Raw genomic sequence first — 20,481 nt, 5'->3', positions numbered from 1 at the left:
GATCGACCCGCGGCACCGGCCCGCGTGCGACCACCCGCTGTGCAGCGGGAAGGAAGCACCGCCCATGTCTCAGACCCTCTGGCGCCGCGCCGGGCTCACCCTGGCCACCGGCGCCCTCGCCGTCACCGGCGTCCTCAGCTCCGCCCCCACCGCCTCGGCGGCCCCGGCCGACGACGCCGCCGGCTGGCTCGCCTCCGAGCTCCGCGGCGGGCTCATGGTCAACGACCAGTTCGACTTCGACGACTACGGCCTCACCGCCGACGCCGGCTTCGCGCTGATCGAGGTCGGTGGCAAGGCCCGCAAGGTCAAGCAGGTCCGCCAGGCGCTCGCCGCGAACGTGGACAGCTGGACCACCGGCGTCGACTTCGGCAGCGACGACGTCTACGCCGGGTCCGTGGCCAAGGCGCTGACCTTCGCGACCGAGGCACCGCGGGCGCGTCCGCGCAGCTTCGGCGGGGTCGACCTGGTGGAGCGCCTCGAGGCCCGGGTCTCGGACACCGGTCGCCTCGCGGACTCCGGCACCCCCGACTACGCCAACACCATCGGCCAGGCCTTCGCCGTGCGCGGGCTCCACGCGGCCGGATCGGGCGAGGCGGCCGCCGCGACCTCCTTCCTGCTGCAGCAGCAGTGCCGCGAGGGCTACTTCCGCCTCTCGTTCTCCGACCCGGACGCGACCGACCAGGGCTGCGACGCGGCCGGGGGAGAGGCCGACCTCGACGTCACCGCCCTCGCCCTGCTCAACCTGCAGGCGGTCGACGGCCCGACCCGCGCCGTGAAGCGGGCGACCGCCGCGGGCCTGGCCTGGGTGGCCGACCAGCAGCGGCGCAACGGCAGCTTCGTCGGCACGGGCCCGACCGCGGTTCCCAACACCAACAGCACCGGGCTCGCCGCCTGGGCGCTGGGGCAGGCCGGGCGCTGCCGCCCGGCGGCCGCGGCCGCCGGGTGGGTCCGCGGGTTCCAGCTCGCCAACGGGGCGATCGCCTACGACCGTCCGTCCTACCGGGCCGCGCTGGGCGACGGGGTCACCCCGCAGACCCGCGACCAGTTCCGTCGGGCGACCGCCCAGGCCGCCCCCGGCCTGGAGTACCTCCGCGTGAAGGCCTGCCGGGCGTGAGCACCGCCCGCCTCGCCCGGTCCGCAGCGGCGCTCGCCCTCGCCGTGGGCGGCCTCGCCGTCCCGGTGACGGCGGCGTCCGTGCTGACCGCCGGGCCCGCCGCCGCCGCGACCTGCGGCGGCGGGCCGGGCGTCACCGTGGTCGTGGACCGCACCAACCTGGGCGGCGGTACGACCACGGGGTGCGACGGCGACGGCGGGACGGCGACCGACAACTTCTCCGACGCCGGCCCTGGCGCGGCCCTGAAGTACGCGCAGCGCGATCCCGGGTTCGTCTGTCGCGTGGGCGGCACACCCGCCGACGACCCGTGCGTGAACGCCTCGCCGGCCGACGCGTACTGGGGCCTGTGGTGGTCGGACGGGAAGTCCGGCAGCTGGCAGTACTCCACCCTCGGGGTCCGCAGCCTCACGGTCCCCGCCGGCGGCTCGGTGGCCTTCCGCTTCAACAACGGTGACAGGACCCCGCCCTCGGTGGACCCGCCGGTCAGGACCGTGAGCGGCGGTTCGGGCGGTTCCAGTGGCTCGGGCGGCTCGGGCGGCTCGGGCGGCTCGGGCGGCTCGGGCGGCTCCGGCGGCTCGGGCGGCTCGGGCGGCTCCGGCGGTGCGGGTGCAGGTGCCGGCAGCGGCGGTGCCGCCGCTCCGTCGAAGCCCGCGCCGTCGGCCACGGCCCCGACGCCCAGCGCGTCTCCGGCCACCCCGGCCACCCCGACCCCGACGGCGTCGGGCGCGCCCGACGCGCAGGACGACCGCGGCGACCGCCGGCGGGCGGCACCGGGCGACGGGCTCGGCCGCGACCGTGCCGAGCAGAAGGCCAGGCCCGACGAGGACCGCAAGGGTGCGAGGGACCGCCGCGACGCCGCGGTGGCACCCTCGGCCGAGCCGGAGACCGAGCAGGAGACCACCCTGGTCGACGACCCGGTCGACCCGCAGGCCGCCGAGGCCGCCGCGGCCGACGGCCTGCCCGTCTGGGTCGCGCCGGTGCTGGTGGTCGGGCTGCTCCTGGTCGGTGGCGCCGTGGCCGGCGTCCGACGGTTCCGGGGAGCCCCGGGCCGACCGTGAGCGCGCGCCTGCCCCGCGACCTGCACCCCGTGGCCTGGTGGCTGTGGGCGATCGGTCTCGCGGTGGCGGCGTCGCTCACCACCAACCCGTACCTGCTGCTCCTGCTGGTCGGCACGGCGACGCTGACCGTGCTGGCCCGCCGCGGCGACCAGCCGTGGAGCCGGTCCTTCCGTCTCTACCTGTGGCTCGGGCTGCTCGTCGTGGTGGTCCGGGTCGTCTTCCGGGTGCTGGTCGGCAGCGGCTACCCGGGCACCGTCGTGCTCGACCTGCCGGCCTGGTCCCTGCCGCTGCCCGAGCCGGTCCTCGCGATCACGTTCCTCGGCCCGGTGACCCTCGAGTCGCTGCTCGGCGGGCTGTACGACGGGATGCGGCTGGCGGCGATCATCGTCTGCGTCGGCGCGGCCAACGCGCTGGCCAACCCCAAGCGGCTGCTGCGCTCGGTCCCGCCGGCGCTCTACGAGATCGGCACGGCGCTGGTGGTCGCGGTCAGCGTGCTGCCGCAGCTGGCCGACAGCGTGCGCCGGGTCCGAGCGGCGCAGGCGCTGCGTGCCGGGGACCCCGCGAGCCGTGGCCGCGTGCGTGGCCTGCGACGGATCGTGGTGCCCGTCCTCGAGGACGCCTTCGAGCGGTCCCTGGCGCTCGCCGCCGGGATGGACACCCGGGGGTACGGCCGCGCCGGCTCGGCCACGCCGGGTCAGCGGCGCACCACCGGCGCGCTGATGCTCAGCGGCCTGCTGGGGGTCTGCGTCGGGACGTACGCGCTGCTCGACCAGACCGGTGCCGTGTCGCGGCCCGTCGGGCGCGGGTTCCTCCTCGGCGGGCTGCTGCTCGCCGCCGGCGGCCTGGTCAGCGCCGGGCGCCGGGTGGAGCGCACCCGCTACCGGCCCGACCGGTGGCGCTGGCCCGAGGTCGTGGTCGCGGTCAGCGGGGTCGCCGTGGCGGTGGCCGGCGTCGCACTCGCCCGGGGCATCGAGGTGGACGGCCGGTTCCTCCTCGACCCCCAGGTCGCCGTGGCCTACCCCGACCTCTCCGCCGTCCCGCCGGTCACCCTGCTCGCGCTCGTCGGTCCGCTGCTCGGGCTGGTCGCGGCGCTGGCCGCGCCGCCGCCGGTCCTGGCCGCGCGGCCCGACCCCGTGGCGCTGCGGCGCCGGGAGCCGGCGGTGGCCGCATGATCGACCTCCGCGGCATCGCCCTGCGCTACGACCGCGTCGACCCGACCGACCCGACCGACGGGGAGGGCCCGTTCCCGACCGCCCCGGTCCTGGACGGCGTCGACCTGACCGTCGAGGAGGGCGAGCTGCTCCTGGTCTCCGGACCGACCGGGGTCGGCAAGTCGACCCTGCTCGGGGTCGTCACCGGCCTGGTCCCGCGCTTCTCCGGCGGTCGGCTCGAGGGCGACGTGCTGCTCGACGGCACCAGCATCGTCCGCACGCCGCCGCGCGAGCGGGCGCACGCCATCGGCTACGTCGGCCAGGACCCCGCGGCCGGGTTCGTCACCGACACCGTCGAGGAGGAGCTGGCGTACGGCATGGAGCAGCTCGGCCTGGCGCCCACCACGATGCGGCGCCGGGTCGAGGAGACCCTCGACCTGCTCGGCGTGGCCGACCTGCGCTCCCGGGACCTGCGCACCTTGTCGGGCGGGCAGCAGCAGCGGGTGGCGCTGGGCTCGGTGCTGACCATGCACCCCCGGCTCCTGGTCCTCGACGAGCCCACCTCGGCGCTCGACCCGACCGCGGCCGAGGAGGTGCTGGCCACCCTGACCCGGCTGGTGCGCGACCTCGGCGTGTCGGTCCTGCTCGCCGAGCACCGCTTGGAGCGGGTCGTGCCGTTCGCCGACCGGATGTGCCTGATGACCGGCGACGGCCGGGTCCGGGTGGGGGAGACCGCCGAGGTGCTCGCCGCCTCCCCGGTCGTCCCGCCGATCGTCGAGCTGGGCCGGCTGGCCGGCTGGTCCCCGCTGCCGCTCGACGTCCGCGACGCCCGGCGCCGTGCGCGCGGTCTCGAGCTCGGCGTGCCCCCGGCCTACGACGACGCCCCGCCCACCGGGGACGCCGTCCTCGCCGCGACCGGTGTGACCGTCGTGCACGGCCCCACCGTGGCGGTGCGTGACCTCGACCTGAGCCTGCCGGCCGGGGTGGTGACGGCGCTGATGGGCCGCAACGGCTGCGGCAAGTCGTCCCTGCTGTGGACGCTGCAGGGCTCGGGCGACCGTCGCTCGGGCCGGGTCCGGGTCGGGGGCACCGACACCGGGGAGGCCGACGCCGGCCGGCGCCGGGAGCTGGTGGGGCTGCTCCCGCAGAACCCCGCGGACCTGCTCTACCTCGACACGGTCGAGGCCGAGTGCACGACCGCGGGCCCCGGCGCCCGCGAGGTGCTCGACCAGCTCGCCCCCGGCATCCCCGACGAGCAGCACCCACGCGACCTCTCGGAGGGGCAGCGGATGGCGCTGTCGCTGGCCGTCGTCCTCAGCGCCACCCCGCCGGTGCTCCTGCTCGACGAGCCGACGCGCGGCCTGGACTACGCCGCCAAGGCCCGCCTGGCCGCGCTGCTGCGCGGCCTCGCCGGCGACGGGCGTACGGCCCTGGTGGCCACGCACGACGTCGAGTTCGTCGCGCTCTGCGCCGACCGGGTCGTGGTGATGTCCGAGGGCGAGGTCGTCTCGTCGGGCCCGGTGCGCCGGGTGGTCGCGGAGTCCCCGGCCTTCGCGCCCCAGGTCACCAAGGTGCTCGGCGCGCCGTGGCTGCGCGTCGACGAGGTCGCGGCCTCGCTCGGGGCCCGGTCGTGAGCGCCCCGGTGCGCCCCGGCGCGCGGACCCCGCGCTCGGCCGCGGTCCCGGTCACCCGCCGCACCGCCGCCGTGCTCGCGCTGGCCTCCGTCGGCGGGCTGATGATGCTCGGCTGGCCCCTGCTGCTCCAGCCCGCGGCGGGTGACCGGGTGGACCCGCCGTTCCTCTTCCTGGCCCTCGTGCCGCTGGTGCTCGTCGTCGTGCTGGCCGAGATCTCCGAGGGGGGTCTCGACCCACGGGTGCTCGCGGTGCTCGGTGTGCTCAGCGCGCTGGTCGCGGTGCTGCGCGGTGTCTCGGCCGGCACCGGCGGCATCGAGCTGGTCTTCTTCCTGCTGATCCTCGCCGGCCGGGTGCTCGGCCCCGGGTTCGGCTTCGCGCTGGGGTGCACCGCGCTCTTCGCCTCCGCGCTGATGACCGCGGGGGTCGGGCCGTGGCTGCCCTTCCAGATGCTCGTCTCGGCCTGGGTCGGGATGGGCGCCGGGCTGCTGCCGCAGCGGGTCCGCGGCCGGGCCGAGATCGTGATGCTCGCCGTCTACGGCGTGGTCGCGGCGTACGCCTACGGGCTGCTGCTGAACCTCTCGGACTGGCCGTTCGTGCTTGGCATCGGCGTGCCCGGCGTCTCCGGGGACCTGACCTACGTGCCCGGGGCGCCGCTGGGGGAGAACCTGGTGACGTTCCTGCGCTACACGCTGATCACGTCGACCGGCAGCTTCGACACCGGTCGCGCGATCACCAACGCGGTGGCGATCGCGCTGCTGGGCCCGGCGGTGCTGGCCACGCTGCGGCGCACTGCGCGTCGCGCGACGGTGGTCGGCACCGTCGCCGGACCGTAGGGCTCCCGGTCGCCACCGGGCCATGGGCGAGGAGCGGACGTCAGTCGAAGACGCGCGGCAGGTCGGAGGCCCGGCCGGTGAAGCGGGGTGCGCGCTTCTCGCGGAAGGCGGCCACGCCCTCCTTGCCGTCGCCGATCGAGGCGTGGAACATCGCCAGGGAGTCCGACAGGTGCGCCTCGAGCGGGTCGGCGGCGGCGCTGTTGCGGTACAGCAGCTGCTTGGCCAGGCCGAGCGCCACGGGGGAGCGGTCCTTCACGAACGAGCGGGCCAGCTCCTGGGCGGCGCCGAGCAGGTCCTCGGGCTCGTGCAGCGAGCGGAGGAGCCGACCGTCGAGGGCCTGCTGCGCGGTGAGCACGTCGGCCGAGTACACCCACTCGAGCGCCTGGCTGATGCCGACGATGCGGGGCAGGAACCAGCTCGACGCGGCCTCGGGCACGATGCCCAGGCGACCGAAGACGAACCCGATCCTCGCCGTGGTCGAGGCCAGGCGGAGGTCCATCGCCAGCGTCATGGTGGCGCCGATCCCGACGGCGGCGCCGTTGATCGCCGCGATCACGGGCTTGGGCAGCGCGTGGATCGCCAGCGTCACCTTGCCGCCGGTGTCGCGCACGCCGTCCTGGTACGGGTCGTCGGTCAGGTGGGCGCGCAGCTCCTCCGGGGTCGGGTCGACCGACTCGTCGAGACCGAAGACGTTGCCCTCGGCCGACAGGTCCATCCCGGCGCAGAACGCCCGGCCGGCCCCGGTGACCACGACGGCGCGGACGGCGTCGTCGTGCGCGTCGACGGTGAAGAAGTGCAGCAGCTCGCGGGCCATGGTCACGGTGAACGAGTTCATCGCGTCCGGGCGGTCGAGGGTCAGGGTGGCGACGCCGTCGTCGTCGACGCTCACGTCCAGCGTCTCGTACGCGGTGGCTGTCCTGGTCGGGCTGGTCACTGGAGTCCTCCGGTCGGGCTGCAGAGCTCGGGGGTGATGCTCTCGGTGTCGTCCTCGATGATCGCGCTGAACATCTGCGGCGCCCGCTCGGGGTCCCAGTCGACGTCGAGGTTGGCGATCGGGACGCCGCAGGTCAGGCCGTCGTCACCGTTGACGTTGGTCATCGCGCTGGCCCACATCGCCGCGCGGACCGGGCCCATGCCCTCGCCGACCGCGACGGCGTCGGCGCCGGCGGTGTTCAGGCGCCAGTAGCGCCACGGGTTGACCACGGTCCACGGGGAGACCGCCTTCGCGCCGATGGCGGAGATCACCTCGCGCTGGCGGCGGGCCCGGTCGATGTCGCCGAGCGCCGAGACCTTGCGGGAGCGGGCGTAGCCGAGCGCGGTCGCGCCGTCGGCCTCCTGGCAGCCCTTCCTCACGTCCAGCTGGGCCAGCGGGTCCTTCATCGCCTCACGCGGGCAGATCTCCACCCCGCCGACGGCGTCGACCACGTCGACGAAACCGCCGAAGCCGATCTCGACGTACTCGTCGACCCGGATCCCGGTCTCGTTCTCGATGGTCTGCGTCAGCAGGGGAGCGCCGCCGAAGGCGAAGGCGGCGTTGATCTTCGTGGTGCCGTAGCCCGGCACCTCCACGACGGAGTCGCGGGGGATCGACATCAGCAGGTTCGGGCCCGAGCCGGTGTGCAGCAGCAGGATCGTGTCGGTGCGCTGGCCGGCGGCGTCCCCGGTGCCCAGCGCCGTGCGCTCCTCCTCGCTGAGGTCGCCGCGCGAGTCGCTGCCGACCAGCAGGTAGGTCGTGCCCGGCTGGTCGTCGGGCCGGTCCCCGTCGGGGGTGTAGGGCACCTCCTCGACCTGCGACCAGGCGTAGATCGGGACCCCGATGAGGAAGACCAGCCAGGCCACCAGCAGGAGCAGCAGGTGGCGCGGGCGGGGGCGCCAGCGGCGTCCGGTGCGCGACGGGCGCGACGAGGACGGCGGGGGAACGGGACGGACCGGGCCGGGCTCCGGGCGCCGCGGGGGCTGGTACGGGCGCTGCTGCGTGCCCATCACCTGCGTGCGCTCGTCGTCGCCGGGTGGCGGCGGTGGCTGCTGGCGCGGCCCCCGTGCGGGCTGACGGGGCTGCTGACGGGGCTGGCGGGGCTGCTGGGGGATGGCCCGGGTGGCGTCGGGGTCGCTGGGGGCTGGTCCCCGTAGATCCACCCGAAGTCGGCCCCGTCGTCGGAGCCTCCGCGGGAGCCTCCGGGGGGCGGGCGCTCAGGCATGGCCGCGACGGTACCGTGCCGCCCCCCGCATGAGCGTCCGTCGGCGCCGGTGCGCGGCGCCCGGCGCGTCGGGACGACGGGGACGGAAGGGGCCGGTGATACTGACCGACGTGCTGTCTTCCCCCAGTGCGACCCGACGTCCGAACGACCCCGCCCGACCCCTCGGCTCGCCTCCCGTCCCGCGCTCCACCGCCGCCGAGCGGGCCCAGCGCGTCCGCTTCCGCCGCGCGCTGTCCCTGATGGCGATGACGCTGGTGGTGCCGGGCTCGGCCCAGCTGCTCGCCGGCAACCGTCGCCTCGGCCTCGCGGCCTTCCGGACCTGGCTGGTGCTCGTCGCGCTGACGGTGGCCGTGCTGGTCTCGGTCACGGTCGACCGGGACCTGGGCTTCACGATGCTGACCGACCCGGCCCTGCTCGGGGTGGTACGCCTGGTGCTGATGGCGCTGGCGGTGTTCTGGGCCGTGCTGTTCATGGACGCCTGGCGGCTGGGGAAGCCGCTGTCCCTCGGGATGGGCCACCGCCGCGCGGTGGTCGCGGTCAACGGTGTGCTGTGCTTCGCGGTCGCCGGCACGCTGCTCACCGGCGCGCACCTGATGGGGGTGCAGCGGGACTTCATCGGCACCATGTCCGGCAACGGCATCGTCACCGCCGCCACCGACGGTCGCTACAACGTGCTGCTGATGGGAGGCGACTCCGGTGCGGGGCGGGTCGGGCTGCGTCCGGACTCGATGACGGTGGCCTCCATCGACGCCGACACCGGACGGACGGTCCTGGTCTCGCTGCCGCGCAACATGAAGGGCTTCCCCTTCCGCGAGGGCAGCGTGATGGACGAGCAGTTCCCCGACGGCTTCGACGCCGACTACCTCAACGGCGTCTCCACCTGGGCCGAGGACCGCCCCGAGCTGTTCGGGTCGTCCGACGAGCCCGGCATCGACGCCACCGTGATGGCCGTCGAGGGCATCACCGGCTTGGACGTCAACTACTGGGCCATGGTCAACCTCGAGGGGTTCAAGGAGCTCGTCGACGCGGTCGGCGGGGTGACGCTGAACGTCCGCCAGCCGATCCCGGTCGGGGGCCTCGGCGACGACGTGGTGCGCTACATCCCCACCGGCACCCGCGAGCTCGACGGCATGGACACCCTCTGGTACGCCCGGGCCCGCGACGGCTCCGACGACTACTCCCGGATGGCGCGGCAGAAGTGCGTGATGGCCGCGATGGCCTCGCAGCTCAGCCCGCAGACGGTGGTGCGCAACTTCTCCGCCATCGCCGACGCCTCGGCCGAGCTGGTCCAGACCGACCTCCCGGCCTCGGAGCTGGACACCTTCATGTCCCTGGCCATGAAGGCGAAGGACGAGAAGATCGCGACGCTCTCGCTGGTGCCGCCGATGATCGACACCGCCGACCCCGACATCGACCTGATCCAGGAGAAGGTCGACGCCGCGGTGCAGCGCACCGAGGAGCCCCCGTCGCCGTCGGCCGGCGCCGGCGGCCGCAGGAAGGCACCCACCGCCGTCACCGGCGGCTCGCTCGGCTCGATGTCCGACGGCTACGCCGCGAACCAGGCCCAGGACCTCAGCGCGGCCTGCTGAGGGTCACCGGGGCGCGTCGAGCGCCCCGGTGCCCAGCGCCTCGCCGACCCGGCGGTAGGTCTCCTCGTCGGCGGCGCAGACCAGCGGCCCGCCGCCGGTCGCGCGGTGCGGGCGGGTCGGGTCGTAGGCGCGGCCGTCGGCCACCGCCGCCCGCCCGCCGGCCTCCTCGAGCAGCAGGGTGCCCGGGGCGTGGTCCCACGGCAGCGCCCCGGAGTAGAGCAGGACGTCGGTGTCACCGGCCACCAGGTGCGGGTAGTCGATGCCGCAGCACACCCACGTCAGCGTCATCGGGGCCATGCCGTCCAGCCCGGGCAGCTCGCGACCCACCCAGCCGCGCCGCGAGGTCGCGGCCCGCCACGCCGCCGGGTCCGGCCCGGGGGAGGGGCGGCTCAGCCGTACGCCGTTGTGCCAGGCGCCGGCGCCACGCTCGGCGACGTAGGCCGCCTCGTGCTGCGGCTGCCAGATCCAGCTCCGCACGACCTCACCGTGGTGCAGCTCGGCGACCATCACGGCGTGGTCGGGCGAGCCGTGCACGAAGTTCTTCGTGCCGTCGACCGGGTCCACGGTGAAGGCGTGGTCGGCCGCGGCGTACCGCTCCATCACCGCGTGGTCCTCGGCGTAGGCCTCCTCGCCCAGCACGACCGCGTCGGGGTAGGCCGCGAGCAGCGCCGCGGTGATCTCGACCTCGGCCTCCCGGTCGGCGACCGTCACCAGGTCGCCCGGCTTCTTCTCGGAGATGTCGGAGGCGTCCAGGGCGCGGAACCGCGGGGTGATCACCCGGGCCGCGACATCCTGCACGAGCTCGAGCACGGCGTCGGTGTCCACGGGTTCCAGACTAGGGTGGCGCCCGTGCGGGTGACGGCGGTGGTGGTGACCTACGACCGGCTCCCCCTCCTGCGGACGCTGCTGGCCCGGCTGGCCGAGGTCCCCGGGCTCGACGAGGTCCTCGTGCTCGACAACGCCTCCACCGACGGCACCGGCGCGTTCCTGGCCGGGCTCGACGGTCGGGACGGCGTGCAGGCGCGCACCCTGAGGACCAACACCGGCGGGGCCGGCGGGTTCCACGACGGCCTCGCCTGGGCCGTCGAGCGGGACGCCGACCTGGTGTGGCTGATGGACGACGACGGCCTTCCCGACGTCGACTGCCTGGAGCTGCTCCTCCAGCACCGCGGCGAGCTCGACTTCTGGGGACCGGTCGTCGTCGACGAGGCCGACCCCGAGCGCCTGGTCTTCCCGATCCGGCTGCCCGGCGGCACCCGGACGGTGCGCCGGATGACCGACGTCGCCGACGCCGCGGTCGACGGCCTGATCCGCGACGTGGTGATCCCGTTCAACGGCGTGCTCGTCACCCGCGACCTGGTGCAGCGGATCGGCCTCCCGCGGGCGGAGTTCTTCATCTGGGGCGACGACCACGAGTACCGGCTGCGCGCGGAGCGGGCCGGCGGTCGCGTCGCCACCGTGGTCGGCGCCCGCGTGCTGCACCCGAGCGTGGGCGAGCTCGGGGCGCCGATGATGGGCGGGCGGACGACGTACAACCACAGCCCCAGCGACCTGAAGCACTACTGCATGGCGCGCAACAACCTGCTGAACCTGCGCGACTACCGCGGCTGGCCGCACGCGCTGGCGTTCGTGCTCAAGACGCTGTGGTTCTACACCGTGACCCGGCGCGACCCCGCCCGGGTCCGGTTGAGCCTGGGGGCGATGCGCGACGGGCTGCGCGGCGACTTCACCGGTCACCGGAGGTTCCTGCGTGGCTGAGCAGCGCGTGGACGGCGTCGCGGCGCCCGAGACCGTCGCGGTCGTCGTGGTGACCTACAACCGGGCCGACCTGCTCGAGGGCATGCTGGCCGGCCTCCGCACGCAGGAGCGGGCGCCTGACGGCGTGGTCGTGGTCGACAACGCCAGCACCGACCGCACCGCCGAGGTGCTCCGCGCCGCCGTCGCGGCCGGGGACCTGCCGCTGGAGGTGCTCACCAGCCCCACCAACGTCGGTGGGGCCGGCGGCTTCCGGGCCGGGGTGCGGGCGGCGTACGAGCGGGGCTTCGACCGGTTCTGGCTGATGGACGACGACGTCGTGCCGGCCCCGTCCTGCCTGCGGGTGCTGATGGAGGCCGACGAGGACTGCCTGATGGCGGTGCGCGAGGACCGGCACGGGGCGCTGTGCGAGAAGGCGGCGCTGCGCTTCGACCTGCGCGACCCCCGGGCGCTGAAGCCGAAGACGGCGATGGTCGAGACGACGTACGGCACCCGCGCCTCGATGCCGGAGCGGGTCGAGCTGGAGAACGTCGCCTTCGAGGGGTTCCTGGTGCGCCGGCGCGTGGTGGAGCGGATCGGGCTACCCGACGCCTCCTACTTCATCTTCTACGACGACGTCGACTTCGCCGTCCGGGCCCGGCGCGCCGGGTTCCGGATCTGGGCGCTGCGCGACGCGGTCCTGGTGCGGCAGCTCGACTTCGACCAGCAGCACGACCTGGCGGGGTGGAAGGGCTACTACATGTACCGCAACCTCTTCGCGGTCCACCTGCGCTACGGCGAGAACGCCGCGGTGCGGGCCAAGCCCTGGGTCGTGGCGGCCGGCGTGGTGGCCCTGAGCCCGCTGCGGGGCGGGCGCGCGGAGGCACGCAACGTCATCCGTGGCCTGCGCGACGCGCGCCGGATGCGCCAGCAGCCGCCGACGACCGTAGAGTGATCCACCGTGTCAACCCCTGATCTCGTCATCGTCGGCTCCGGATTCTTCGGACTCACCCTCGCCGAGCGCTGCGCCACCGAGCTCGACCTGCGGGTCCTCGTGCTGGAGCGCCGCTACCACCTCGGCGGCAACGCCTACTCCGAGAAGGACCCGGAGACCGGGATCGAGGTGCACAAGTACGGCACGCACCTCTTCCACACCTCCAACGAACGGGTCTGGGAGTACGTCAACCGGTTCACCGACTTCACCGCCTACCAGCACCGGGTCTTCGGCAAGTACCAGGGCCAGGTCTACTCGCTGCCGATGAACCTCGGCCTGATCAACCAGTTCTTCGGTCGGGCGTTCACGCCCGACGAGGCGCGCGCGCTGATCGCCGAGCAGTCCAGCGAGATCGCCACCGAGGACGCCACGAACCTCGAGGAGAAGGCGATCAGCCTGATCGGACGCCCGCTCTACGAGGCGTTCATCAAGGGCTACACCGCCAAGCAGTGGCAGACCGACCCCACCGAGCTGAGCCCGGACATCATCACCCGGCTCCCGGTCCGCTACACCTTCGACAACCGCTACTTCAACGACACCCACGAGGGCCTGCCGGTCGACGGCTACACCGCCTGGCTGGAGCGGATGGCCGACCACCCGAACATCGAGGTCCGCCTCGACACCGACTTCTTCGACGTCGCCGACGAGTACAAGGGCACGGTGCCGATCGTCTACACCGGCCCCGTCGACGAGTACTTCGACCACCGCGAGGGCCGGTTGTCGTGGCGTACGGTGGACCTGGAGGCCGAGACGCTCGACGTCGACGACTACCAGGGCACCGGCGTGGTCAACGCCAACGACCAGGACGTGCCGTGGACCCGGGTGCTGGAGTTCAAGCACCTGCACCCCGAGCGCACCCACCTGCCCGGCAAGACGATCGTGGTCCACGAGTACAGCCGGTTCGCCGAGGACGACGACGAGCCCTACTACCCGACCAACACCGCCGAGGACCGCGCCAAGCTGCTGAAGTACCGCGAGCTGGCCAAGAAGGAGCCGCTGGTGCTCTTCGGCGGTCGCCTCGGCACCTACAAGTACCTCGACATGCACATGGCCATCGGGTCGGCGCTGTCGATGTTCGACAACAAGCTGAAGCCCTACTTCTCCGACGGAGCTGCCTGGGCCAGCGGAGGAGTGGACGAGTGACCATCACCGACACCACGGTCGGCAGCGCCGGCCCCGGCACCGGAGCGAGCGCCGGGACGAGCGCCGCCTCGGCCGGCACCGCGGGACCGACCGTGCGCCGCCTGATCCAGCAGCAGGTGCTGCCCGACGGCTCCGACAGCGACGTCGTCTCGCTCTACGTCGACACCGAGCCCGCCGCCGTCGAGGTCGACGGCGACGAGGGCGGGATGTCGCGCCGGATGCGCGACGCCGTCTCGGCGGCCATGGGCAGCGCGAGCGCGTCGGCCCCGGCCCTGCACCCCGACCAGATCCGCTCGCGACGCTCCGTGGTGGTCCGCTCGGGCGCCAAGCTCTCCTTCGGCACCTACTTCAACGCCTTCCCGGCCAGCTACTGGCGGCGCTGGACGGTCGTGGAGACCGTCAGCCTCGCCATCACCCTGCGCGGCCCGGGCGCGACCGTGGTGCTGATGAAGTCGATGGCCAACGGCCGCTCGCAGCGTGTCGACGCCGCCTCGACCAGCGGTGACGAGTCCGAGACCTTCAGCTGGGACCTCACGCTCAAGCCGTTCGTCGACGGTGGCTGGTACTGGTACGACGTGGTCGCCGGCGACGCCGACGTGCTCGTCGAGGACGCCCGCTGGACCGCCGAGGTGCCCGAAGAGCGTGCCGAGCACGGCACGGTCGACCTCGCCATCACCACGATGAACCGCCCCGACTTCTGCGCCAAGCTGCTCGGCCAGATCGGCGACGACGCCGACCTGCGGCCGTACCTCGACGAAGTGCTGGTGATGGAGCAGGGCAAGGACCTGGTCACCGACTCCCCGGAGTTCCCCGCCGCCCAGGAGGCGCTCGGCTCCGTGCTGCGCGTGATCGAGCAGGGCAACCTCGGCGGGTCCGGCGGCTACGCCCGCGGGCAGCTGGAGTCGGTGCGCAAGGGCACCGCGACCTACCTGATGTGCATGGACGACGACGTGATCTGCGAGCCCGAGGGGATCATCCGGGCCATCACCTTCGCCGACCTCGCCCGCCGCCCCACGCTGGTCGGCGGCCACATGTTCAGCCTGTACGCCCGCTCACGCCTCCACAGCTGGGGCGAGGTCGTCCAGCCGTGGCGCTTCTGGTGGCAGTCGGCCGCCGGGGTGCACTCCGACTGGGACTTCTCCGCGCGCAACCTGCGCTCGTCGCGCTGGTTGCACAAGCGGGTCGACGTCGACTTCAACGGCTGGTTCATGTGCCTGATCCCGCGGGTCGTGCTGGAGGAGATCGGGCTGTCGCTGCCGGTCTTCATCAAGTGGGACGACTCCGAGTACGGCCTGCGCGCCAAGGAGGCCGGCTACCCCACGGTGTCGTTCCCCGGCGCCGCGGTCTGGCACATCCCGTGGACCGACAAGAACGACGCGCTGGACTGGCAGTCCTACTTCCACCAGCGCAACCGGTTCGTCGCCGCGCTGCTGCACTCGCCGTACCCCGGCGGCGGCCGGATGGTGCAGGAGAGCCTGAACCACCAGGTCAAGCACCTGGTCTCGATGCAGTACTCCACGGTCGAGATCCGCCACCAGGCGCTGCTCGACCTGCTCGAGGGTCCGGAGTTCCTGCACCGCACCCTGGCCACCCGGCTCCCCGAGATCCGCGCGATGGCCAAGAAGCACACCGACGCGCGCCTGGTCACCGACCGCGACGACCTGCCGACGGTGAAGCGCAAGAAGCCGCCGCGCAAGGGGCGCGACGACGTGGGCCACCTCGGACCGCGCCAGATCACCATGCGGGCGCTGAAGTCGCCGATCCGTCAGTTCTCCAAGCCGCGTGAGCTCTCGCGCCGGCACGCCGAGGCCGAGATCATGGCCATGGACGCGCAGTGGTTCCGGCTGACGCGCTACGACTCCGCCGTGGTCTCGATGCCCGACGGCACCAGCGCCGCGTTCTACCAGAGGGACCCCGCGATCTTCCGTGACCTGTTCACCAAGACCGTCGAGATCCACCTGCGCCTGCGGCGCGAGTGGCCGCGGCTGGCGACCGAGTACCGGGCGGCCCTGACCGAGATCACCTCGCCGGAGGCGTGGGAGCGTACGTTCGAGCCATGGACCGACCCGCAGCCCGCCACGTCGCAGCCCGACGCGTCGCAGGACGGGGCCTCGCGGGACGGGGCCGATGACTGACGTCGTGACGCCGCACGCGGCGTCCGAGGACGAGCCCGGCGGCGCGCGGGTCGTCGAGGCACCCCTGCGCCCGCCGTCCGACACCGGCGGCCTGCTCGAGGTGTTCCGGCGCCGCTACCTGCTCAAGCTCCTGGTCAAGCGGGAGATCAGCGCCCGCTACCAGGGCTCGTTCCTGGGCCTGATCTGGAGCTACATCAACCCGCTGACGCAGTTCTGCATCTACTTCTTCATCATGCAGATCGTCATCGGGCGCGGGCGCACCGAGAACTTCGCGGTGCACGTGTTCTGCGGGCTGATCGTCGTGCACTTCTTCGTGGAGACCTTCAACGCCGGCACCCGCTCGATCGTGCGCAACAAGTCGTTGGTCCAGAAGATGGCGGTGCCGCGGGAGATGTTCCCGGTCGCCTCGATGCTGGTCTCGCTCTTCCACGTGGTGCCGCAGCTGGTGATCCTGGTGGTGGTCAGCCTGCTCTACGGCTGGACCCCGGACCCGGCGGGGATCGGCGCCCTCTTCCTGTCCCTGGGCATCGTGATGGTGCTCGGGACGGCCCTGGCGCTGCTGTTCAGCACGGCGAACGTGTTCTTCCGTGACTTCTCCAGCGCCGTCAACATCCTGACCAACTTCACCCGCTTCGGCGTGCCGATGATCTACCCCTACACCCTGGTCCCGGAGCGCTTCGGCGCCGCCGCCGAGTTCTACCTGTGGAACCCGATGGCCAACGCGGTGCTGCTGGTGCAGCGCGGGTTCTGGATCGGGACCACCACCGACCCCGAGGAGTTCGCCCGCACCGAGCTGCCGCCGAACCTGTTCGAGCTGGGCCTGTGGTCCCTGCTCGGCAGCCTGGTGCTGCTGGTGATCGCGCAGCGCGTCTTCTCCCGTCTCGAGCAGAGGATCCCTGAACGCCTGTGAGCGAGAGCATCGTCGTGGACCACGCGACCAAGGACTTCACGTTGCGCTACCACCGCACCCTGAAGGAGATCACGGTGGCCCTGTCCAGGGGCCGCGCGATCAGCGACACGTTCCAGGCCGTCGACGACGTGTCCTTCACCGTGAACCAGGGCGAGTCGATCGGGCTGATGGGCCTCAACGGCTCCGGCAAGAGCACCCTGCTCAAGCTGATCATCGGCGTGATGCGCCCCGACTCCGGCAGCGTGCTGACCCGGGGGAGGGTCTCGGGCCTGATCGCCACGGGCGCCGGCTTCCACCCGCAGCTCACCGGACGCGAGAACATCTTCCTCAACGCCGCCATCCTGGGGATGTCCGAGAAGGAGACCCAGTCGAAGTTCGACGACATCGTCGAGTTCGCCGAGGTCGGCCGCTTCCTCGACACCCCGGTCGGCACCTACTCCTCCGGCATGTTCGCCCGGCTCGGCTTCGCGGTGGCGATCCACGTCGACTCCGACGTCTTCCTGGCCGACGAGGTGCTGGCGGTGGGCGACCGGCCGTTCAAGAAGAAGTGCCTGGAGCGCATGCAGGAGATCCGCCACAGCGGCCGGACGGTGTTCTACGTCAGCCACTCGGCAGGGTCGGTGCGCCGGATGTGCGACCGGGTGATCGTGCTGGAGAAGGGCAGGGTCGGCTACGACGGCGAGGTCGACGCCGGCATCCGCTACCTGCAGTACGACGAGCCCGGCCAGCCGGACCTCGACGACGAGATCGGCGCCGACATCTAGCTCGGCCCGGCGGCCCCAGAAGTCCCCGGTCGGCCGGGGACTTCCGAGCTTGTCGGCCTTTGCAAAGGCCGACAAGCTCGAAACTCGCCCGACAAGTCCGACCGTTGGCGTCGATCCGGCAGCCCGCGCGCCACGGGCGGTGGCGCCCGCGAGCACGCGGCAGGCCCGGGTCCGACGCGGCAGGGAGCAGCGCAGCGTGGACTACCCCCGATCCGCCCACCGCCGGCGCGCGGGGCGGCGCGGTGGTGCGATCCGCCGACCGCCGACCGCCGACCGCCGACCGCCGACCGCCGACCGCCGGTCGCCATCCAACAAATCGCCGCTCGTGCGGCGTGTCGACTGGAAATTACACGCTTGTAGTTACTCAGTTCCCCTTCCGCCACCCTGTGGCGCGTGTGAAAGTTGCAGCCTCGTGTGACTCCTTCCCCCCGCACAAAGGCTGCCGATGTCTCTTCCCCCTGCCCGCTCCCGGGCCGGTTTCGTCTCCGCGTGCCAGCAGCTGCTGGCGCTCGGCGTCGTGCTGGCGGTCCTGACGCCCGCGGCGAGCGTGCTGTCGCTCGACGTCGTGCGGGAGTCGCCGGCCTCGTCGGTCGCCTCCTCGGGCGTCGCCCTGCCCGGCACCGGCCGGGCGCCCGCCCCGGGCACGGTGGCCGAGGCCGCCACCGTCCCGACCGCGCCGGTCGACGCCGAGGTCGAGGACCACCAGCTCACCGCCCCGGCCGGCGCCCGCGTGGCACCGGGCGGGCTGGACGCGCGGACCCGGGTGGCCGACGGCGCGTCGCAGGTGCGCAGCGTGCCGCTGCCCGTCGAGGACTTCGCCACTGTGGGGGTCACCTGGGCCCCGGGCGCGGAGCTCGCGCACGACGCGGTCGGCGTGCGCTACCGCCAGGTCGACGGTGCCTGGTCGGAGTGGACCGAGGCCGAGGTCGAGGAGGACCACGGTCCCGACGCCGGCACGCCCGAGGACCTCCGCACCCGTCCCGGCACCGACGCGGTCGTCGTCGGCGACGTCGACGAGGTCCAGGTCCGGGTCAGCTCCGCCGGGAGCGCCCCGGCCGACCTGCGCGCGGTCGTCGTCGAGCCGGGGGAGGCCGCCGCGACCGATCGTCAGCTGCCCGCCATCGACACCGCCGGCCAGGACGACACCAGCGCCCGCGCCACCGACGAGGCGCTGGAGCTGGCCGCCACCGGCTCCGCTCCCCGCCCGATGATCTACTCCCGCGCCCAGTGGGGCGCCGACGAGCGGCTGCGCAGCGGGTCCCCGTCGTACGGCACCGTCAAGGCCGGGTTCGTCCACCACACGGTCAACGCCAACGTCTACGACCGCGAGGACGTGCCGGGCATCCTGCGCTCGATCTACGCCTACCACACGCAGAGCCGCGGCTGGAGCGACGTCGGCTACAACTTCCTGGTCGACCGGTTCGGTCGGATCTGGGAGGGCCGGTACGGCGGCGTCACCCGCGCCGTGGTCGGCGCCCACACGCTGAACTACAACTCCTACTCCTTCGCGATGTCGGCCATCGGCAACTTCGACGTCGTCCGCCCGCCCCAGGTGATGGTGGACGCCTACTCCGCGCTGTTCGCCTGGAAGCTGGGCATCCACGGTGTCGACGCCGGCTCCCAGCGCCAGCAGGTCGGCTCCCGGACGTTCCCCGCGATCAACGGCCACCGTGACGCGGGCTCGACCGCCTGCCCGGGCCGCTACCTCTACGAGCAGCTGGGCGCGATCCGCAAGGCGGCGAACGCGCTGCAGGAGGCCCGCCCGGAGCCGGAGCCGGAGCCGGAGCCCGAGCCGGAGCCCGAGCCGCAGCCGACTGCTGCGCCGCTCGACTCGGACCTGACCGGCGACGCCTACCCCGACCTCGTGCTGCGCCGCGCCTCGGACGAGCAGGCCGTGGTCGTGCCCACGGGCGGCCTGACCGGCTTCGGACCGGCCGTGGAGGTCGCGGGCGACTGGGCGGACTGGCCCGAGGTGTCGTTGAGCCGCGACCTGAGCGGTGACGGCCGCACCGACCTGCTCGCCCGCCGCGCGGACGGGGCCACGGCGGTCGCCGTCGGCGCCGGCCGGGGCGTCTTCGCGCCCCCGGTGGCCCTCGCCGGTGGTCCGGACGCAGCCCACGACCTCGTGGTCGCCATCGGCGACGCCGACGCCGACGGGACCGGCGACCTCGTCGCCCGGCAGAAGGGCACGAACCGCCTGGTCGCCTTCGCCGGCGACGGGGCCGGTGGCGTCGTCCGGGAGGTGGTCGGCCGCGGGTGGGCGCGCTACGCGCGGCTCCTCGCCGCCGGCGACCTCACCGGGGACGGGGATCCCGACCTGCTGGCGCAGAAGGCGGACGGCACCCTCTTCCTCCGCCCCGGCGCCGCCGGTCAGCGCTACGCCGCGCCGCGCCTCGTGCCCGGCACCTGGTCGACGGACGACGTGATCGTGCCGGCCGGCGACCTGACCCGCGACGGCCGGGCGGACCTCCTCCTGCGTCGTGCGGCCGACGGGGCCACCGTGGTCCTGCCCGGTCTCGGCGACGGCACCCTGGGCGAGGGCCTCGGCCGCCTGTCGGGCATCCGGTCCGGCGCGGGCCTCACCGGCGGTCTGCAGGTCGGGGGGTCGGCGCGACCCGACGTGGTCGTGCGTCGCGGCGACCGGCTGCTGTGGCTGGCCGACCAGGGCACCACCGAGACGCTCCCGGTCGTCGAGACCGGTGTCGACCTCTCGGGGGCGGCGCTCGTGCTGAACGCCGGCGACTGGGACGGCGACGGCGACGGCGACCTGATGACCCGGACCGCGGGCGTGCTGTCCCTGCACCGCGGCGACGGCTCCGGCAGCTTCGCCGCGCCGCTCGCCCTGGGCGGCGGGTTCGGCAAGGTCCGCGGCCTGCAGGCCGTCGGGGACCTGACGGGCGACGGTCGCGCCGACCTGGTCGGGCGCCGCGCCGGCACGTTGACCCTCTACCCCGGTACGGGGGCCGGCGGCCTCGGCGCCGGGCGCGTCGCCGCCGGTCTGCGCGACCCGCGTGACGACGTCGAGGCGGGCACGTACGCCTCGCTGACGAGCGTCAGCGACCTGCGCGGCCGGGGTCCGGCCGACCTGGTCGGCACCGACACGGACGGCCGGTTGTGGCTGCTCCCGGTCGGCCGCCGGGGCGTCGTCGGCGACGCGGTCCTGCTGACCGGGCCCACCGGGACCGCCGACCGCCTGGGCTGAGCGGGCGGGTCAGCGGTCGCGG

At 73.8% G+C, this 20,481-nt stretch carries 16 protein-coding genes; 13 read left to right on the top strand and 3 right to left on the bottom strand.

Annotation, left to right across the window (positions count from 1 at the left end):
• The first annotated feature begins 64 nt into the window (after positions 1-64).
• Genes ENKNEFLB_RS16555 through ENKNEFLB_RS16535 form a run of 5 tightly spaced genes read left to right on the top strand, consistent with a single transcriptional unit; the run spans position 65 to position 5,790 of the window.
• A complete protein-coding gene (locus tag ENKNEFLB_RS16555) occupies positions 65-1,114 on the top strand; it encodes a prenyltransferase/squalene oxidase repeat-containing protein (protein WP_214056391.1) in 1,050 nt (349 codons plus the stop codon).
• The gene (locus ENKNEFLB_RS16550; protein WP_214056390.1) at positions 1,111-2,172 is read left to right on the top strand and encodes a hypothetical protein; all 1,062 of its coding nucleotides are present in this window, start codon (positions 1,111-1,113) and stop codon (positions 2,170-2,172) included. Before ENKNEFLB_RS16555 ends, ENKNEFLB_RS16550 begins: the two co-directional genes overlap by 4 nt.
• A complete protein-coding gene (locus ENKNEFLB_RS16545) occupies positions 2,169-3,344 on the top strand; it encodes an energy-coupling factor transporter transmembrane component T (RefSeq protein WP_214056389.1) in 1,176 nt (391 codons plus the stop codon). Before ENKNEFLB_RS16550 ends, ENKNEFLB_RS16545 begins: the two co-directional genes overlap by 4 nt.
• On the top strand, positions 3,341-4,957 hold the full coding sequence (locus tag ENKNEFLB_RS16540) for an ABC transporter ATP-binding protein (RefSeq protein ID WP_214056388.1): 1,617 nt from the start codon (positions 3,341-3,343) through the stop codon (positions 4,955-4,957). Before ENKNEFLB_RS16545 ends, ENKNEFLB_RS16540 begins: the two co-directional genes overlap by 4 nt.
• Entirely contained in the window at positions 4,954-5,790 is an 837-nt protein-coding gene (locus tag ENKNEFLB_RS16535) for an ECF transporter S component (RefSeq protein ID WP_246535618.1), read from the top strand. Before ENKNEFLB_RS16540 ends, ENKNEFLB_RS16535 begins: the two co-directional genes overlap by 4 nt.
• Positions 5,791-5,830: 40 nt before the next feature.
• On the opposite strand, the gene ENKNEFLB_RS16530 is transcribed toward ENKNEFLB_RS16535, so the two are convergent.
• Both ENKNEFLB_RS16530 and ENKNEFLB_RS16525 read right to left on the bottom strand, forming a co-directional pair.
• Positions 5,831-6,724 carry a crotonase/enoyl-CoA hydratase family protein gene (locus ENKNEFLB_RS16530; RefSeq protein ID WP_214056387.1) on the bottom strand — a complete coding sequence of 298 codons (894 nt, stop codon included), beginning with the start codon at positions 6,722-6,724 and terminating at the stop codon, positions 5,831-5,833.
• Entirely contained in the window at positions 6,721-7,773 is a 1,053-nt protein-coding gene (locus tag ENKNEFLB_RS16525; RefSeq protein ID WP_214059544.1) for an LCP family protein, read from the bottom strand. The genes ENKNEFLB_RS16530 and ENKNEFLB_RS16525 overlap by 4 nt, the downstream gene beginning before the upstream one ends.
• A gap of 325 nt (positions 7,774-8,098) precedes the next feature.
• Here ENKNEFLB_RS16525 and ENKNEFLB_RS16520 point away from each other — a divergent pair, with 325 nt between their 5' ends.
• Complete coding sequence (locus ENKNEFLB_RS16520; protein ID WP_246535617.1) at positions 8,099-9,577, top strand: LCP family protein; 1,479 nt, start codon at positions 8,099-8,101, stop codon at positions 9,575-9,577.
• Between the two features lie 3 nt (positions 9,578-9,580).
• On the opposite strand, the gene ENKNEFLB_RS16515 is transcribed toward ENKNEFLB_RS16520, so the two are convergent.
• Positions 9,581-10,402, bottom strand: coding sequence for an inositol monophosphatase family protein (locus ENKNEFLB_RS16515; RefSeq protein WP_214056385.1), 822 nt, complete (start codon positions 10,400-10,402; stop codon positions 9,581-9,583).
• 24 nt (positions 10,403-10,426) lie between these two features.
• Here ENKNEFLB_RS16515 and ENKNEFLB_RS16510 point away from each other — a divergent pair, with 24 nt between their 5' ends.
• The 7 genes from ENKNEFLB_RS16510 to ENKNEFLB_RS16480 all read left to right on the top strand — a co-directional run bounded on the left by ENKNEFLB_RS16510 (position 10,427) and on the right by ENKNEFLB_RS16480 (position 20,459).
• Positions 10,427-11,335: a glycosyltransferase gene (locus ENKNEFLB_RS16510; protein ID WP_246535616.1), complete on the top strand. Its 909-nt coding sequence runs from the start codon at positions 10,427-10,429 to the stop codon at positions 11,333-11,335.
• The gene (locus ENKNEFLB_RS16505) at positions 11,328-12,266 is read left to right on the top strand and encodes a glycosyltransferase family 2 protein (protein WP_246535615.1); all 939 of its coding nucleotides are present in this window, start codon (positions 11,328-11,330) and stop codon (positions 12,264-12,266) included. The genes ENKNEFLB_RS16510 and ENKNEFLB_RS16505 overlap by 8 nt, the downstream gene beginning before the upstream one ends.
• Positions 12,267-12,272: 6 nt before the next feature.
• Positions 12,273-13,448 (top strand): UDP-galactopyranose mutase, encoded by a 1,176-nt coding sequence (glf, locus tag ENKNEFLB_RS16500; protein ID WP_214056383.1) that lies wholly within the window; start codon positions 12,273-12,275, stop codon positions 13,446-13,448.
• Positions 13,445-15,583, top strand: coding sequence for a glycosyltransferase (locus tag ENKNEFLB_RS16495; protein WP_246535614.1), 2,139 nt, complete (start codon positions 13,445-13,447; stop codon positions 15,581-15,583). The genes glf and ENKNEFLB_RS16495 overlap by 4 nt, the downstream gene beginning before the upstream one ends.
• Positions 15,576-16,493: an ABC transporter permease gene (locus ENKNEFLB_RS16490; RefSeq protein ID WP_214056382.1), complete on the top strand. Its 918-nt coding sequence runs from the start codon at positions 15,576-15,578 to the stop codon at positions 16,491-16,493. The genes ENKNEFLB_RS16495 and ENKNEFLB_RS16490 overlap by 8 nt, the downstream gene beginning before the upstream one ends.
• Positions 16,490-17,257 carry an ABC transporter ATP-binding protein gene (locus ENKNEFLB_RS16485; RefSeq protein ID WP_214056381.1) on the top strand — a complete coding sequence of 256 codons (768 nt, stop codon included), beginning with the start codon at positions 16,490-16,492 and terminating at the stop codon, positions 17,255-17,257. The genes ENKNEFLB_RS16490 and ENKNEFLB_RS16485 overlap by 4 nt, the downstream gene beginning before the upstream one ends.
• A gap of 445 nt (positions 17,258-17,702) precedes the next feature.
• On the top strand, positions 17,703-20,459 hold the full coding sequence (locus tag ENKNEFLB_RS16480; protein WP_214056380.1) for an FG-GAP-like repeat-containing protein: 2,757 nt from the start codon (positions 17,703-17,705) through the stop codon (positions 20,457-20,459).
• The last annotated feature ends 22 nt before the right edge of the window (positions 20,460-20,481 follow it).

Origin of the sequence: Nocardioides aquaticus (assembly GCF_018459925.1) — a bacterium.
Taxonomy (GTDB): domain Bacteria; phylum Actinomycetota; class Actinomycetes; order Propionibacteriales; family Nocardioidaceae; genus Nocardioides; species Nocardioides aquaticus.
The sequence above is the reverse complement of the archived record's forward strand: the minus strand, read 5'-3'. Positions and strand labels throughout refer to the sequence as shown.